Origin of the sequence: Roseovarius sp. E0-M6, from assembly GCF_037083845.1 — a bacterium.
GTDB lineage: Bacteria > Pseudomonadota > Alphaproteobacteria > Rhodobacterales > Rhodobacteraceae > Roseovarius.
The window spans coordinates 23,690-38,933 of sequence record NZ_JBAPLA010000006.1 but is presented as its reverse complement, the minus strand read 5'-3'; the positions used below and the strand labels follow the sequence as shown (position 1 = coordinate 38,933).

At 61.0% G+C, this 15,244-nt stretch carries 17 protein-coding genes; 7 read left to right on the top strand and 10 right to left on the bottom strand.

Annotation, left to right across the window (positions count from 1 at the left end; translation table 11 throughout):
- The first annotated feature begins 50 nt into the window (after nucleotides 1-50).
- Nucleotides 51-1,334 carry a serine hydroxymethyltransferase gene (gene glyA, locus V8359_RS14385; RefSeq protein WP_336429723.1) on the top strand — a complete coding sequence of 428 codons (1,284 nt, stop codon included), beginning with the start codon at nucleotides 51-53 and terminating at the stop codon, nucleotides 1,332-1,334.
- 145 nt (nucleotides 1,335-1,479) lie between these two features.
- Here the strand turns inward: glyA and V8359_RS14380 are convergent, their stop codons facing one another.
- A complete protein-coding gene (locus V8359_RS14380) occupies nucleotides 1,480-1,854 on the bottom strand; it encodes a hypothetical protein (RefSeq protein WP_336429722.1) in 375 nt (124 codons plus the stop codon).
- A gap of 62 nt (nucleotides 1,855-1,916) precedes the next feature.
- Here V8359_RS14380 and V8359_RS14375 point away from each other — a divergent pair, with 62 nt between their 5' ends.
- Complete coding sequence (locus tag V8359_RS14375; protein ID WP_336429720.1) at nucleotides 1,917-2,696, top strand: alpha/beta fold hydrolase; 780 nt, start codon at nucleotides 1,917-1,919, stop codon at nucleotides 2,694-2,696.
- Here the strand turns inward: V8359_RS14375 and V8359_RS14370 are convergent.
- Nucleotides 2,672-3,673 (bottom strand): polyprenyl synthetase family protein, encoded by a 1,002-nt coding sequence (locus V8359_RS14370; RefSeq protein WP_336429719.1) that lies wholly within the window; start codon nucleotides 3,671-3,673, stop codon nucleotides 2,672-2,674. The genes V8359_RS14375 and V8359_RS14370 overlap by 25 nt on opposite strands.
- A 54-nt stretch (nucleotides 3,674-3,727) precedes the next feature.
- Between V8359_RS14370 and V8359_RS14365 the strand changes: the two genes are divergently transcribed.
- The 3 genes from V8359_RS14365 (at nucleotide 3,728) to V8359_RS14355 (ending at nucleotide 4,975) form a co-directional block, all read left to right on the top strand.
- On the top strand, nucleotides 3,728-3,943 hold the full coding sequence (locus V8359_RS14365; protein ID WP_336429718.1) for a putative signal transducing protein: 216 nt from the start codon (nucleotides 3,728-3,730) through the stop codon (nucleotides 3,941-3,943).
- Nucleotides 3,936-4,694: a tRNA1(Val) (adenine(37)-N6)-methyltransferase gene (locus tag V8359_RS14360; protein WP_336429717.1), complete on the top strand. Its 759-nt coding sequence runs from the start codon at nucleotides 3,936-3,938 to the stop codon at nucleotides 4,692-4,694. The genes V8359_RS14365 and V8359_RS14360 overlap by 8 nt, the downstream gene beginning before the upstream one ends.
- Nucleotides 4,695-4,804: 110 nt before the next feature.
- Nucleotides 4,805-4,975 carry a YdcH family protein gene (locus V8359_RS14355; RefSeq protein WP_336429716.1) on the top strand — a complete coding sequence of 57 codons (171 nt, stop codon included), beginning with the start codon at nucleotides 4,805-4,807 and terminating at the stop codon, nucleotides 4,973-4,975.
- Between the two features lie 223 nt (nucleotides 4,976-5,198).
- Here V8359_RS14355 and phbB read toward each other — a convergent pair whose 3' ends face one another.
- The 4 genes from phbB to V8359_RS14335 form a co-directional block, all read right to left on the bottom strand.
- Nucleotides 5,199-5,921: an acetoacetyl-CoA reductase gene (phbB, locus tag V8359_RS14350; protein WP_336429715.1), complete on the bottom strand. Its 723-nt coding sequence runs from the start codon at nucleotides 5,919-5,921 to the stop codon at nucleotides 5,199-5,201.
- 25 nt (nucleotides 5,922-5,946) lie between these two features.
- Complete coding sequence (locus V8359_RS14345; RefSeq protein WP_336429714.1) at nucleotides 5,947-6,174, bottom strand: hypothetical protein; 228 nt, start codon at nucleotides 6,172-6,174, stop codon at nucleotides 5,947-5,949.
- A 130-nt stretch (nucleotides 6,175-6,304) separates the two neighbouring features.
- Complete coding sequence (locus V8359_RS14340; protein ID WP_336429713.1) at nucleotides 6,305-7,480, bottom strand: acetyl-CoA C-acetyltransferase; 1,176 nt, start codon at nucleotides 7,478-7,480, stop codon at nucleotides 6,305-6,307.
- Between the two features lie 135 nt (nucleotides 7,481-7,615).
- Nucleotides 7,616-8,458 carry an EAL domain-containing protein gene (locus V8359_RS14335; RefSeq protein ID WP_336429711.1) on the bottom strand — a complete coding sequence of 281 codons (843 nt, stop codon included), beginning with the start codon at nucleotides 8,456-8,458 and terminating at the stop codon, nucleotides 7,616-7,618.
- Nucleotides 8,459-8,558: 100 nt separating this feature from the next.
- Between V8359_RS14335 and V8359_RS14330 the strand changes: the two genes are divergently transcribed.
- Both V8359_RS14330 and V8359_RS14325 read left to right on the top strand, forming a co-directional pair.
- Nucleotides 8,559-9,137 carry a DNA-3-methyladenine glycosylase I gene (locus V8359_RS14330; protein ID WP_336429710.1) on the top strand — a complete coding sequence of 193 codons (579 nt, stop codon included), beginning with the start codon at nucleotides 8,559-8,561 and terminating at the stop codon, nucleotides 9,135-9,137.
- Nucleotides 9,138-9,335: 198 nt separating this feature from the next.
- A complete protein-coding gene (locus V8359_RS14325; protein ID WP_336429709.1) occupies nucleotides 9,336-10,820 on the top strand; it encodes a D-alanyl-D-alanine carboxypeptidase family protein in 1,485 nt (494 codons plus the stop codon).
- Between the two features lie 110 nt (nucleotides 10,821-10,930).
- Here V8359_RS14325 and ccoS read toward each other — a convergent pair whose 3' ends face one another.
- From ccoS to ccoG, 4 genes are read right to left on the bottom strand one after another with little or no spacing between them, the layout of a single operon-like run.
- On the bottom strand, nucleotides 10,931-11,089 hold the full coding sequence (ccoS, locus tag V8359_RS14320) for a cbb3-type cytochrome oxidase assembly protein CcoS (protein ID WP_336429708.1): 159 nt from the start codon (nucleotides 11,087-11,089) through the stop codon (nucleotides 10,931-10,933).
- Nucleotides 11,090-11,091: 2 nt separating this feature from the next.
- Nucleotides 11,092-13,275, bottom strand: coding sequence for a heavy metal translocating P-type ATPase (locus V8359_RS14315; protein WP_336429707.1), 2,184 nt, complete (start codon nucleotides 13,273-13,275; stop codon nucleotides 11,092-11,094).
- A gap of 4 nt (nucleotides 13,276-13,279) precedes the next feature.
- Nucleotides 13,280-13,735 (bottom strand): FixH family protein, encoded by a 456-nt coding sequence (locus V8359_RS14310; protein ID WP_336429706.1) that lies wholly within the window; start codon nucleotides 13,733-13,735, stop codon nucleotides 13,280-13,282.
- Nucleotides 13,735-15,162, bottom strand: a complete 1,428-nt coding sequence (gene ccoG, locus V8359_RS14305; RefSeq protein ID WP_336429705.1) for a cytochrome c oxidase accessory protein CcoG — start codon at nucleotides 15,160-15,162, stop codon at nucleotides 13,735-13,737. The genes V8359_RS14310 and ccoG overlap by 1 nt, the downstream gene beginning before the upstream one ends.
- Nucleotides 15,163-15,244 lie beyond the last annotated feature (82 nt).

Here is a 15,244-nt window from a genome sequence, read left to right as displayed (position 1 = left end):
GTTTCCTATAGGAAATCGGCGAATGATACCTTTGCCACGGAGCCTTCCCCATGTCTGATTCCGGTTTCTTCACCGAATCCCTCAGCCAACGCGACCCCGACCTTTACAAGGCCATCACCGATGAGCTTGGCCGGCAGCGCGACGAGATTGAACTCATCGCCTCCGAGAACATCGTCTCGGCCGCCGTGATGGAGGCGCAAGGCTCGGTCATGACCAACAAATACGCCGAAGGCTATCCCGGGCGTCGCTATTATGGCGGATGCCAATACGTGGATGTCGCCGAGAACCTCGCGATTGACCGCGCGAAAGAGCTGTTCGGCTGTGACTTCGCCAATGTTCAGCCAAACTCGGGCAGCCAAGCCAACCAAGGCGTCATGCAGGCCCTGATTCAGCCGGGCGACACGATCCTTGGCATGAACCTCGCCTCGGGCGGGCACCTGACCCATGGTGCGGCCCCCAACCAGTCAGGCAAATGGTTCAATGCCGTGCAATACGGTGTGCGCCAACAGGACAACCTGATCGACTATGACGAGGTCGAGGCGCTTGCCAAAGAACACCAGCCCAAGCTGATCATCGCGGGTGGCTCGGCCATTCCGCGCCAGATCGACTTTGCCCGTTTCCGCGAAATTGCGGACATGGTCGGCGCCTATCTGCATGTGGACATGGCCCACTTTGCCGGCCTCGTGGCGGCTGACGAGCATCCTTCGCCCTTCCCGCACGCCCATGTGGCCACCACCACCACCCACAAAACCCTGCGCGGTCCCCGTGGCGGCATGATCCTCACCAATGACGAGGCCATCTCCAAGAAGGTGAACTCGGCCATATTCCCCGGCATTCAGGGCGGCCCGCTCATGCATGTGATCGCGGCCAAGGCGGTTGCCTTCGGCGAGGCATTGCGCCCCGAGTTCAAGACCTATCAGAAGCAGGTGCGCGCCAATGCCGTGGCCTTGGCCGATCAGCTTATGAAGGGCGGGCTCGACATCGTGACCGGTGGCACGGACACACACGTCATGCTGGTGGATCTGCGTCCCAAGAAGGTGACCGGCAACATCACGGACGCGGCTCTCGGGCGCGCGCATATCACCACCAACAAGAACGGCATCCCCTTCGACCCCGAGAAGCCCACGGTTACCTCCGGCATCCGCCTCGGAACGCCCGCTGGCACGACCCGCGGCTTCAAAGAGGATGAATTCCGCGAGATTGCCGATCTTATCGTCGAGGTCGTTGACGGTCTGGCGATCAATGGGCCCGACGCCAACGGCGAAGTCGAAGAAGCGGTCAAAGCGAAGGTCGCGGCACTCTGTGCGCGCTTCCCGCTTTATCCCAACATCTGAACAAGGCGAGCAGTCTTTTTCGCGGGCGGTGACGGACAATCCGGCGCCGCCCGTTTCTTATTTGTGGGGCACCGCGCTATCAGCGGCATGCCCTTGCTTAAGGCGTTCGCCTTTCGCTGATGTCTCGGGGTAAAGGCGAAACGCCTTAGATTAAGCCTTGCCACTTCAGCACGGCCAGAAAAAATGCGAGCACAATCAGAATGTTGAAAACGATACCGCCCAGAATGCCCAAGATGATCCCACGGCGTCGGTCCACGGGGTCTATGGTGTCGAGATGGGCATGAATACGCTCGAACGCGCGCTCGGTTTCCGTGGCGTCGACCTGCCGCCAGATCTTTGGATGACCCTCTTTGGCCTGTGCGCGGGTCAAGACTGCGCCCGACTTTTGCACCCAACCGGGAAGGCGCCGCCCCGCATGCCGCAGCTTTGCGGCAAGCGTTCTGCCGCGCGCACCAACCTTCTCGCGAAGGCGCGCTTCCAGCTCGGCAATGCGCGTGTCAAAGGCGTCGCGGTCGATCATCTACTACATCCCAAGGAAATCAGAGATTTACGCGATTCCCATCAGGCGGTAAACCTGTCTGCATGCTGAACACGATCACACATGGCTCTGACACACGCCACCCCGGCCTTTTGATGGCACACGGGCTCTATGGCTCGGCCCGCAACTGGGGCGTCATCGCCAAGCGGCTGTCGGACGATCGGCAGGTCACGGCGGTCGATATGCGCAATCACGGCGACAGCCCGCGCACCACATCCCACAGCTATCCCGACATGGCCGAAGATTTGGCCAAGGTGATCGACGCCGGGGGCGCGCCGTTTCATGTTATGGGGCATTCCATGGGCGGCAAGGCGGCGATGGTTCTGGCGCTCACAAGGCCCAATCTTGTCCATAGCCTCATCGTGGCCGACATCGCGCCGGTGCCCTACAGCCACAGCCAACTTGGCTATGCCGAAACGATGCGCGACACCGATCTTTCCGGGATTGAGCGCCGCTCGGATGTGGCCGAGCGGCTTGCCCCGCGCATCGACAATCCCGATCTTGTTCCGTTTTTCCTGCAATCCGTGGATGTTCAGGGCCAACGCTGGAAGCTCAACCTCGACACACTGATTTCGGAAATGCCGACGATCATGGGTTTCCCTGATATATCAGGCTCATATGACGGCCCGACACTGTTCCTGACAGGTGCCGACTCCGACTATGTCAAGCGCGAGGACCGCGACAGGATCACCGCGCTTTTCCCTGCGGCACGCTTTGTGAAAATCCCCGACGCGGGACATTGGCTTCATGCCGACAAACCGCGCGAGTTCGAGGCGGCGTTGCGCGCCTGGCTTGACCGTCAGGACACCCGCGCCACAACATAATCCGAAAGCTCGGCCAAGATGTCGCGCACCGGGTGTTCCGGCACTTTGGTCAGCGCGGCATGCGCCTTGGCCGCCCAGCCCTGTGCATCTTCCAGCGTCCGCTCAAGCGCCGAATGCTTGGCCAGAAGGGCAACCGCCGTATCGAGGTCGCCCTCTTCCTGGCGCCCCTTCTCGATCGTGCGCTGCCAAAAGGCGCGCTCTTCTGCATCGGCCCCGGCAATCGCCTTGATCAGCGGCAGGGTCAGCTTCCGCTCGCGGAAATCATCACCGACATTCTTGCCTGTCACGCTACTATCCCCTTGGAAATCAAGAAGATCATCGGCAATCTGAAATGCGATGCCCAGCGCATCTCCGTAGTCATAAAGCCCCCGTGTCACCGTGTCATCGGCCCCCGCAATCACCCCCCCCACCTCGGTGGCGGCCGAGAAAAGCGCGGCGGTCTTACCGCGCACGACCTGAAGATAGGTTGCCTCGGTTGTCGCGATATCGCGCGACGCGGTGAGTTGAAGCACCTCGCCTTCGGCGATGGTGGCCGACGCATTCGCAAGGATATCAAGCACCCGAAGCGATCCGGTTTCGACCATCAACTGAAACGAACGTGAAAAGAGGTAATCGCCAACAAGCACGCTGGATTTATTATCCCACAGAAGGTTCGCAGTGGGCCGGCCGCGCCGCTTGTCGCTTTCGTCGACCACATCGTCATGCAAAAGGGTTGCCGTGTGAATGAATTCGACCGTCGCGGCGAGCCGGATGTCGTGATCGCCCTCATAGCCACAGATATCCGCAGCAGCGAGGGTCAGCATCGGTCGAAGCCGCTTGCCCCCGGCTTCGACCAGGTGGGCCGTCACCTCGGGAATGCGCGGAGCATGTTCGGACGCCATGCGCGTCCGGATCAGCGTGTTGACCGCCTCCATCCGCGCGGCGAAACGCTTGGCCAGTCGGTCATGCGGTTTGGTGGCGGCGTCATCAAGGCTCATCGCTGGTCCATACTGCCGCTCGACAAAGGCGGTCGGCAACCTTAAGTCGGTCTCATGAAACTTCTACTGCGCAGCACCGATCCGGCAACACTCGCTTTCGCTCAGGCTTTGCTTCAGGGCGAGGGTATAGACTGCTTTGAAATGGACGTAAACATGAGCATTCTCGAAGGCGGCATCGGTATATTTCCAAGGCGTTTGATGGTCCGCGAGGATGACATCGACGCGGCCAGACGCACGTTGCGCGACAACGGGATCGAGCTGGATGGCTGAAACGCGGTCAGACGCGTTTCTGGGTGGCGTCCTGTCGATCCGCCAGCCCTCCAAAGGATACCGCGCGGGCATTGACCCTGTGCTTCTCGCCGCGAGCATCCCCGCCCAACCGGGCCAGAGCGCCCTTGATCTGGGATGTGGCGTGGGCGTGGCCGGGCTTTGTCTTGCCCACCGGGTGCCCGGCGTGACGGTTGCGGGCCTCGAGCGACAGGAGCTATATGCAGCCCTCGCGCGGGACAACGCCACGGCCAATGCGCTGAACTTCGATGTGAAAGAAGGCGATATCGCGGAGATGCCCGCGGCGCTAAAGGCCCGCCGGTTCGACCATGTGTTTGCCAATCCGCCCTATTTTGACCGCCGCGCGACCACCGCGGCCATCGACCCCGGGCGCGAAGCCTCAATGGGCGAGGAAACCCCCCTCGAAATATGGGTCGAAGCCGCGGCCCGCCGCGCCGCGCCCAAAGGCACCGTGACCTTCATCCACCGGGCCGCGCGCCTGCCTCAACTTCTGAGTTGCATGCAGGCGCGGCTTGGCAGTCTCGAGGTGCTGCCTCTGCTGTCGCGTGCCGCGCGCGCGCCCCGTCTGGTGCTCGTGCGGGGGCGCAAGGGAGGGCGCGCGGAATTTTGCCTTCACGCGGGTTGGGTCTTGCATACCGGTGACCGACATGAGGCAGACCGGGAAAGCTACACAAAACCAACCACTTGTGTCCTGCGCGATGGTGCGCCACTCGATTTCCCAAAACGGGTTTAGACAAATTCACGCAACATTCCTCGGCAAAATGCTGCGCTCGCGGCGTGACACGAAGCTGATTATGTGATGGACTTCTCGTGTTCAAAAGCAAAATTGAGAGGAGATCGTAGATGAGCCTGAGTTCACACGTTGAGGAACTGAAGAAAAAGCACCATTCCCTCTCGCTTCAAGTCGAAGAAGCACAGCGCGCTCCGGGATCGAACGACCTTGAGATTGCGGAACTCAAAAAGCAAAAGCTCAGGATCAAGGAGCAGATCGAGAAGCTTTCCGTCTCGGCCTGATCGCGGTTACCGACCAGACGCACAACCATCTGGGATAAGAGTGGACCGGACCTTTAAAGCGTTTCGCCTTTCACTGCTGACGCGGGGCAAAGGCGAAACACCTTATAATGATATTTCCAAGCAAAGCGCAGATATCTGGGGCCGTTTATCGGCCCCTTTTTCATAGCGCCTGCGGGGCCGGTCACTCGCGACCGGCCCTGTGCATTGTCATGACCCAAAAGGATCAGGCGAAGAACTGTGCCCCGTTGGCCGAGATGGTCGAGCCATTGACGAACTGCGCATCCTCGGACGCGAGAAACGTCACACAGCGGGCTATCTCTTCGGGTTCACCCAGACGTCCCGCCGGGATCTGCGCAACAATGGACTCGCGCACTTTCTCGGGCACGGCCATGACCATTTCCGTGGCGATGTAGCCGGGGCAAATCGCATTCGCGGTAATACCGGCACGCGCGCCCTCCTGTGCAAGGCTCCTGACAATGCCGAGATCGCCGGCCTTGGTCGCAGCATAGTTGACCTGCGCGAACTGACCCTTTTGACCATTGATGGAACTGATCACAACGACGCGGCCAAACTTGCGCTCGCGCATGCCGGGCCACACCGGGTGAACCGTGTTGAAGACCCCTGTGAGGTTGGTGTCGATGACCTGCTGCCACTGTTCCGGCGTCATCTTGTGGAAAGGCGCGTCGCGGGTGATGCCGGCATTGGCGACGACAATATCGATCGGGCCCACCTCTTGCTCAACCTTGGCGATGCCTGCGGCGCTCTCGTCATAGTCGGCGACATTCCATTTGTAGGTCTTGATCCCGGTTTCGTCGGAAAAGGCGGCGGCGGCTTCGTCATTACCCGCATATGTGGCGGCGACATTGTAGCCTTCGGCCTTGAGTGCCTTGGAAATGGCCGCGCCGATACCACGGCTGCCGCCGGTGACGAGTGCTGTTCGTGCCATAAATAAATCTCCTTGATCTAGTGTTTCAGTCGTTTGGCTTCAGATATCTCACTTCAGCCTTGATACCTTTTTCCCACGTTCGGGCAATCTTTTCCGGGTCGGTGAAGTCGATCTTGTCGGCCTCTGTTTCCTTGGGAGGGCTCAAATATAGACGATCATCGCGGTCAGGGATATGATCATAATCACGCGCCAGCAGAATGGAAATGTTGCCCTTGCCGCGGTTGATCGCGGGGCCACTTGCGCGCGGGTGCAATGCACAAACTCAGCTGGCCAGAAGCATAGCGTGCCCCCGCCGAGAAACACGACCTGTTCGGATGGAGGTTTCGCCGCACTCATGAAAGGTCGGGGCGACCGCTTTGTTGGCGGTCGCCCATGCTATCAGATCAGGTCCGTTCGACGCACATGGCAACACCCATGCCGCCACCGATACACAGCGTGGCGAGGCCCTTTTTGGCGTCACGCCGCTTCATCTCGAACAGCAGGGTGTTCAGCACACGGCAGCCCGACGCACCGATCGGGTGGCCGATGGCAATGGCGCCGCCGTTCACATTCACGATCTCGGGGTCCCAGCCCATTTCCTTGTTAACGGCGCAAGCCTGTGCCGCGAAGGCTTCGTTCGCCTCAACGAGATCGAGGTCCGCCGCAGTCCAGCCCGCCTTCTCCAGCGCCCTGCGCGACGCGCTGACCGGGCCCACACCCATGATCGCCGGATCAACGCCCGCAGTGGCATAAGAGGCGATCCGGGCAAGCGGCGTGATGCCACGCGCTTCGGCGTCGTCGGCACTCATCAAGAGTGTGGCCGCGGCCCCATCGTTAAGCCCGCTTGCGTTGGCCGCCGTGACCGAACCGTCCTGTGCGAAGGCGGGGCGCATCTTCTGCATTGCCTCGATCGAGGCACCGTGGCGGATATATTCGTCATGCTCCACCACGCTCTCGCCCTTGCGGGTCTTGACCGTGAAAGGCGCGATCTCGTCCTCGAAGCGTCCAGCCTTTTGTGCGGTTTCCGCCTTGTTCTGGCTTGCCAGTGCGAATTCGTCTTGCTGGTCACGGGTGATCTGAAATTTCTCGGCCACGTTCTCGGCGGTCTGACCCATGTGATAGCCGTTGAACGCATCCCACAGGCCATCGCGGATCATCGTGTCGATCAGCTTCATGTCGCCCATTTTCTGACCTTGGCGCATATTCTGACAATGCGGGGCCATGGACATGTTTTCCTGACCGCCCGCGGCCACGATCTTGGCGTCGCCAAGCTGAATGTGCTGTGCCCCGAGCGCGACAGCCCTGAGGCCCGAACCGCAAACCTGATTGATACCCCAAGCCGCGGCTTCAATAGGCAGACCGGCATTCACATGGGCCTGACGCGCGGGGTTCTGACCCTGACCGGCGGTCAGGACCTGACCGAGGATGGTTTCCGACACCTCGGACTTGTCGACGCCTGCGCGGGCGCAAACGGCCTCGAGCACTGCCGTGCCAAGATCATGCGCCGGTGTATTGGCGAATGCGCCGCTGAAAGAGCCGACAGCGGTGCGTGCGGCCGAAGCGATCACTACATTGGTCATGTGAAATTCCCCATCATGTGTTGGGCAGGTCCACGCCCGACGACCGAATTGCCATGCCGGTGCGAATCTCTCTGCCAGGTTGATAAGGAATGTAGCCCAGCCGCCGCAGTGCGGCAACGGGCGCTCTTGCACCGGTCAGGCGCTTGCCTGCCGCGCCTCTCCTAGAAGCCAGCCGGGCCGCACCGTGGGCGCACCAAAATAATAACCCTGCAAGCAATCGATGCCGATCTCCGTCAGGTAGCTGGCATCATCGGGCCTCTCAACACTTTCGGCCACCGTGAACATATCGAATTGACGACCGATTGTCGCCAGCGCATGTGTCAGAACCTGATTGTCGGGGTCGGTCGCGATGCCGCGAATGAATTGGCCGTCGATCTTGAGAATGTCGAAGAAAAACTCCTTGAGATATCGGAACGAGGTGTATCCCGCGCCGAAATCGTCGAGAGCGAAGCTGACCCCTTGGGTCTGAAGATCGCCCATGAAGTTGATGACCAGTTCCGGCACCACCATCGCCGAACTTTCAGTGATTTCCAGGATCAGACGCTCCCCAACCGTGCGATCCCGGGCAAGACCCTTTTTCAGTGATCGCATCCAACGTCCATACCCGATCGAACGCGCCGACATGTTGATCGAGAGCCTGAGATCAGGGTATTGCGCGAGGGTCAGCAACCCCTTTTCAAGAGCGAGGCAATCGACGATTCGCCCGGTCTCCGTGGTTTCGATTGTGCTGATGAATTCGCGTGCCGGGATGATGCGCCCGGTTTCGTCGAGCACGCGGATAAGCCCCTCATAAAAGGCGGGGCGCCCCGTCTGCTGCGCCGGGACCACGGGTTGAAACGCCAGCATCACCTGTTTGTGCCGGACCGCGGCATCGACCATGTCGATCACCGACCGGTCGCGCGCGGAGACCGCATAGGACAGCGGATCCTGTTGCCCCGGAGGAACATCCCTCCATTTCGCCTTGGCCTTCGCGCCCATGACCGCTCTCCTCATTCGCTCGCGACAGCATGCCTTTATTGCGCTAAGGAAGGTTTAAGATAATCCGTCAAAATTTGGACAAGCGAGGAAAATAGCAAGCATGGAGACACGCTGCGGCTGGGTCGGTCACGAGAAGATTTACCAAGATTATCACGACACCGAGTGGGGCGTGCCGGAATACGAGAGCCGTGCGCTCTGGGAGAAATTGATTCTCGATGGGTTTCAGGCTGGCTTGAGCTGGATCACCATCTTGAAAAAGCGCGAAAACTTTCGCCGCGCTTTCGAAGGGTTCGATCCGCATGTCATTTCCAATTGGGACGAAGCGGATGTCGCGCGGCTTCTGGCCGATCCCGGCATTGTGCGCCATCGGGGCAAGATCGAGGCGACCATCGGCAACGCCCGCGCCTGGCAAGTGATCGAGGCCGAGCAAGGCTTCGACACCTATCTGTGGTCATATGTGGGCGGCGCACCGCTTCAGAACACCTGGCGCACTCTCGATGAGGTGCCGGCACACACACCGTTGTCGCACGAGATTTCGCGCGACCTCAAGCGTCGTGGGTTTCGCTTCTGCGGACCCACGATCGTATATGCGTTCATGCAGGCCTGCGGGTTGGTCAACGATCATATCGTCACTTGCCCGCGCCATGAAGAGGTGGCGGCGCTGGGCACCCATCGCTGACGCCACATTCCCGACACATTGGCAGGTCTGGTGGTCACGGTCTGGCGGCCCGCAAAATGTTGAAGGCTTTGCACTGAAAAAGCCCGAAATCCATTTAAAATGAACACTTTATTCAAAGCACTTCCTGTGCTAGCGTCAGGTCATAAATGATAGTCAGCCGGAAAACCGGCGGCATGAGGCAGTAAAAAGAGCAGGTTCATGAGAACGCGGGACACGCATCCGGTGCGCTGGATTTTGGTGGCTTTGGCCGCTTTGTGGATATTCGTCGTCGTGCCACTAAGCGCGGCAGCAGCCCCTTATGCGGCCATGGTGATTGATGCCAGGTCTGGCAAGGTTCTGCATTCACGCAACGCCGATACCCGCCTGCATCCCGCGTCTCTGACCAAGATGATGACGCTCTACGTGGTTTTCGAAGCTGTTGAGAACGGTGAAATCGGCCTCGACGACGTTATAACGATATCGCGTCACGCAGCCAGTGAACCCCCTAGCAAGCTGGGCCTCAGGTCCGGGCAGAAGATCAAGCTGCGCTATCTCATTCGCGCGGCTTCGGTGAAATCGGCGAACGACGCCGCAACCGCGCTGGCCGAGGCGATCGAGGGGTCCGAAGCACGTTTCGCCCGCCGCATGACCCGCACGGCCAAGTCACTCGGCATGACGAAAACGACGTTCAAGAATGCCCACGGCCTGACCGAACAGGGCCATCTCTCGACCGCGCGCGACATGACCACGCTGGGGCGCCACCTGTTCTATGATTATCCCGAATACTACAACCTTTTCTCCCGCACGAGCACTGACGCGGGCGTTCGCAGCGTGCGCAACACCAATCGGCGCTTGCTTGGGGCATATCGCGGTGCCGACGGGATCAAGACAGGCTATACTCGCGCGGCGGGCTTCAATCTTGTGGCCAGCGCCGAGCGCGGACGCGAGCGTGTGATCGCGACAGTATTCGGCGGTCGGTCGTCGCACTGGCGCAATGCTCGCGTGGCCGAACTTCTGGACATGGGCTTCAAGAGGTCACCGACGCGCGTGGCGCTCAACAAGCCGGCCAAACCCGCCTATCTCGGCAAGTTGAAGGGCGGCGCATCTGGCGGTGTTGGCAAGACCGTGCGCCTGGCTTCGGCTGCGGCGGTCAAGAAAAGCCTGCGTCCGACCGCCCGCCCCGTCCCGGAAACGCCGGCAGCGACGGTCGTAGCCAAGGCTGACATAGAGGTGGCGCTGAAACAGGCGCAAGCGGTCGAACTCACCCCTGAGACGACCGCAAAAGAGCCCTCAGACACCGAGGCCGCCGAGGCGGTCGGATCCGCCAGCGTTGCCGAAGGGACCGTGGCCGAAAAAGCCGTCCTCGCCAGTGTCAAACCCGAGCTGCGTCCCAATAGTCTTGTTCTTTCGGATGTGTCCCGTGAAGAGCCCGAACAACAGGTCGTGACGCGAATCTCCACCTCGGGCGGGCGCAATTGGGGCATCAATGTCGGGCGCTATCCCAGCCGCTATAAGGCGCGCAAGGTGCTTCTCAAGACCGCGCTGAGCGAACTTGACACCCTCGACGAGGCATTGCGCAAAGTCGTGGACCGTCCCAGCGGCTATGACGCGAACTTCTTTGGGCTGACCCGTGAAACGGCCGATCTTGCCTGCCGCAGGCTTCAGGCCAAGCAGATGACCTGTTTCATGATCGACCCCGGCTAAGGTATCCGGCCACAACTGAGTGCGTTTTACGTTCCTCGAACATGCGACATCAGGGAGCCGAAGCCCGACGCGACACTCCGAATGCGCGCGACATGGCTGATACACTCCACTCAGGGTTTCGGCTTGTCGTCCCAGTCATCCGACAGGATGCGCCGCGCGTCGCCTTCGGGATCGTCATACTGATTGCTGCGCACGGTATAGATGAACCCCAAAAGCCCAGCACCGCCTAAAATTAGCGAAATCGGAATGAGATAGGCAAGGATCGTCATGATTACCTCAGGCGCAGGGCGTTCAGGGAAACAGTGATCGAACTGGTCGACATGGCCAGCGCGGCAATAAGCGGCGTGGCGAGTCCCGCAACCGCCAGCGGCACGGCAATGATATTATAAATCGTCGCAATGCGAAAGTTCTCGGTGATCCGGCTTCGTGCCTGCCGCGCAAGCCCGAGCGCACCCGCAACCGGTGCAAGGCTCCGCCCCAATAGAACGATATCAGATGCTGCACGCGCGGCATCCAGTGCCGACGCCGGAGAAATCGACACATGCGCCGCCGCGAGCGCGGCCGTATCGTTGAGACCGTCACCCACCATCAGAACATGCGCGCCATCCCGAGCCAGTGCTTCGATTCTTTGAACCTTGTCTTCCGGGCGCGCCGCAGCCACCCATTCGGCGATGCCCACACGCGTGGCCAGCCCCGCCACAGCGCTTTGCGTGTCGCCCGAGACAAGAATGACGCGCTTGCCGTCCTTGATCAACTCGCTCACGGTTTCGGCGGCTCCCTCGCGAAGCGCGTCCTCGAAGGCAAAGTGCACCGGCGCGTCGGCCCCCACCCGCAAACAGGTTTCGGTGCCCGCGCCCGGCGCGACACCGACCCAATCGGCGCGGCCCAGACGCACCTCACCCTCCGGCGATTGCCCCAAAACGCCATAGCCTGGCACTTCGCGCACATCCTCAAGCGTGACCGCCGTGACGCCGCGTTCCTCCGCCAGCCGCACAATGGCGCGCGCCAGCGGATGCGAGGTGCCCTCGGCCAGCGCGCGCGCCAGCGACAGATTTTGCGAAGTGATGGCCGCGGTCGCGATCAGCTTCGGATCGCCTTCGGTTAGCGTGCCGGTCTTGTCAAAGACCACGACATCCACCTCGGCCAGCCGCTCGAGCGCGGTTTCATGCTTGATGAGCATCCCCCGACGAAACAGTTTGCCACTGGCAGCCGTTGTGACCGCTGGCACCGCGAGGCCAAGCGCGCAGGGGCAGGTAATGATCAGGACCGCCGCCGCGATATTGAGCGCGGTGCGCATATCCCAAGTGGCGATGAACCATCCCAGAAACGCCAACGCCGAGAGGATATGCACGCCCGGCGCATAAAGCTTGGCCGCCCGATCCGCGAGCGATGTGTAACGTGCGCGTCCAGCTTCGGCCACGGCGACCAGATCCGCCATCCGGTGAAGTGAGGTATCCGCCCCCACTGCCGTCGCCCGCACCGTCATCGGCCCCGACAGGTTCACCTCGCCTGCCGAAACCGCATGCCCGGGCCCGGCGAAAACCGGTATCGTCTCACCGGTCAGGAAGGACCGGTCAAGCTCGGACGTCCCGTCGGTCACCTCTCCGTCCACCGGCAACCGTGATCCTGGCCGCACACGAATTAAGTCGCCGGGGGCAAGAGCCGTTACGTCCACCTCTTCCTCCTGCCCGTCCGCGCCTATCCGGCACGCCCGTGGCACCTCAAGTGCGGTCAGCTCCTCGGCGGCGGATCGCGCCACGGCGCGGGTGCGATGATCCAGATACCGCCCCGCCAACAGGAAAAACGTCAGCGCCACGGCGGCATCGAAATAGGCATGCTCACCAGACAGCACCGTTTCCCACAGCGATGTGGCGACCGCGAGGAGGATCGCCAGCGAAATCGGCACATCCATGTTGAGCCGGCCAGCACGAAGCGCGGTCCACGCGTTGCGGAAAAACGGCTGCCCGGCAAAGGCGATGGTCGGCAGCGTGATGGCCGCCGAAATCCAGTGAAAGAGATCGCGCGTGGCGTCCTCGGCCCCGGACCAGACCGAGATCGACAGAAGCATCACATTCATGCTGGCAAAGCCCGCGACGGCCATGCGCATCAGCAGGTCGCGGCCTGCCCGGTCGGTCTCGGTGGCCCTCAGGCTCGCTGTATCAAGCTCGTGCGCCTCGTATCCCAAAGCCTCGACAACCCGGACCAGATGCGCCGGAGTGATCTCGGGATCGGCTGTGATGCTGGCGCGTTTACGGGTCAGGTTGACGCGCGCGCCTCTGACCCCCGGCTCGGCCTCGAGCCCCTGCTCGATCTTGGCGATACACGCCGCGCAATGAATCGTGGGAAGCGATATGAGGATCTGGGCGGCGCTCTCGCTTGGGCTTTCCGCCACCGCTTCGGCGGCGGGGGCGGCCGCGCAGGCAGGACAGGCCGAAGGGCGAAGCGCGGCAGTCATGTGGTCAATCCTTGATCAGAACGACGCGCCGCGCGAATTCCGTGCCATCAGCGGCCCGCGCCGTCATGCGAATGTTCCAGTTTCCTCCGCCCAGTTCGACCGGGGCGACATAGCCTTGCGGTGTCATCGTGAATTCGGGACTGACATCGGCATAGACATGCGTCGCGCGGCCCACGGTCGCATCCAGCGCCTCGACCGTGATCACCTGCCCGGTCTTGTCGCGAATGCTCAGGGTGAGTTGACCGTCCTTGTGATGCGCGGCGACATCCCAGCCCAACGCATCTTGCGCCGCCTTGCGTTCATTGAAGGTTTGGCTCGCCACGTAAGAGTTTTTGACCTCGAGGCCCGGGAAGGTACTTACAGCCGAAAAGGCCAGAACGAGGTTAACCGAGATGATCACGGCAAACGCCCCTGCAAAGCCCGCAAAAACGTGCCATCCTTTGATCGTTCGTTCCGCCATCAGTTGCCCCTTCCGTTGAAAATGGTGTCCTTGTAGGCGCGCTCGTCGCTTCGCAGGTCTTCTATCCAGATCCGCACATCGGTGCTCTCGGCCTCGGCGGGCGCGCTGCCGGGCGGGGCCTGAATATATACCCGCTGATTAAAGGTCGAGTCTGCGGGTACGGTGACTGTCTGGTCCGTCTCGCCCTCAAGCAAAACCTCCATCGCGGAATCTCCGGTGATCGCCACTCTGAAAGGCCGGTCTTCGCCATGTTTGTTCAGCACACGCACCTCATAGCTGTTGCGGATCGTGCCGTCGGACATGGTGATATATGTGGGGTTGCGCACCGGCGCGACCGTCATCTCGATATCCGCCCGGATAAAGAGCGCAAAGACAAGCCCGACCCCGACAAGTGACCAAAGCGCGGTATAAAGCATCGTGCGCGGGCGCAGGATATGCTTCATGATCGGCTTGGGCGGCTTGCCCGCGCGTTCGTTCTCCTCGTCGGTCAAGGCCATGTAATCAATCAGACCTCGCGGTTTACCAATCTTGGCCATGATATCGTCGCAGGCATCAATGCACAGCGCACAGGTAATACATTCCAGTTGCTGGCCGTCGCGGATGTCGATGCCCATGGGGCACACATTGACGCAGGCCATGCAGTCGATGCAATCCCCCTGAGGCACACCCTCCTTGACCGGCTCGGAGTGCTTGCGCGGCTCGCCCCGCCACTCGCGATACCCCACGGTCAGCGTATCCTCGTCCATCATCGCCGCCTGAATGCGGGGCCATGGGCAGGCGTATATGCAGATCTGCTCCCGCGCGAAGCCACCGAAAAGAAAGGTGGTGCCGGTCAGGATGGCAATAGTCGTATAAGCGACCGGGTGCGCCTCAAGCGTGAAAAGATCCACCAGAAGCGTTGGCGCATCGGTGAAATAGAACACCCATGCCCCGCCGGTCGCCACCGCGATCAGAAGCCAGACAAGCCATTTGGTAAACCGAAGCCGCGCTTTGCGGAAATCCCACTTCTTCTGTCTATGCAGCCGCAGCCGCGCGTTTCTGTCCCCCTCGATCCATCGCTCCACGAGGATGAAGAGATCGGTCCAGACCGTCTGAGGACAGGCATAGCCGCACCAGACCCGGCCCAGTGCCGAGGTGAACAGGAAAAGCCCAAGCCCTGCCATCACCAAGAGCCCCGCCACGAAATAGAATTCATGCGGCCAAATCTCGATCCAGAAGAAAAAGAAGCGCCGGTTGGCAAGGTCGATCAGAACCGCCTGATCAGGAAGCTGCGGGCCCCGGTCCCACCTGATCCAGGGCGTGAGGTAATAGATACCCAGCGTCACCGCGAGGATCACCCATTTCAGGTTGCGGAAATTGCCATACACCTTCTTAGGAAAGATCGGTTCGCGGGCGGCATACAGTTCTGTTTGTTGGGAATCTGCCAAAGGATCACTCCGGGACTCGGGCTTCTGTCATCGTGCTTCTCGCATTCCGGCGCAGCGATAGCCTTGACCTGAATCAAATCCT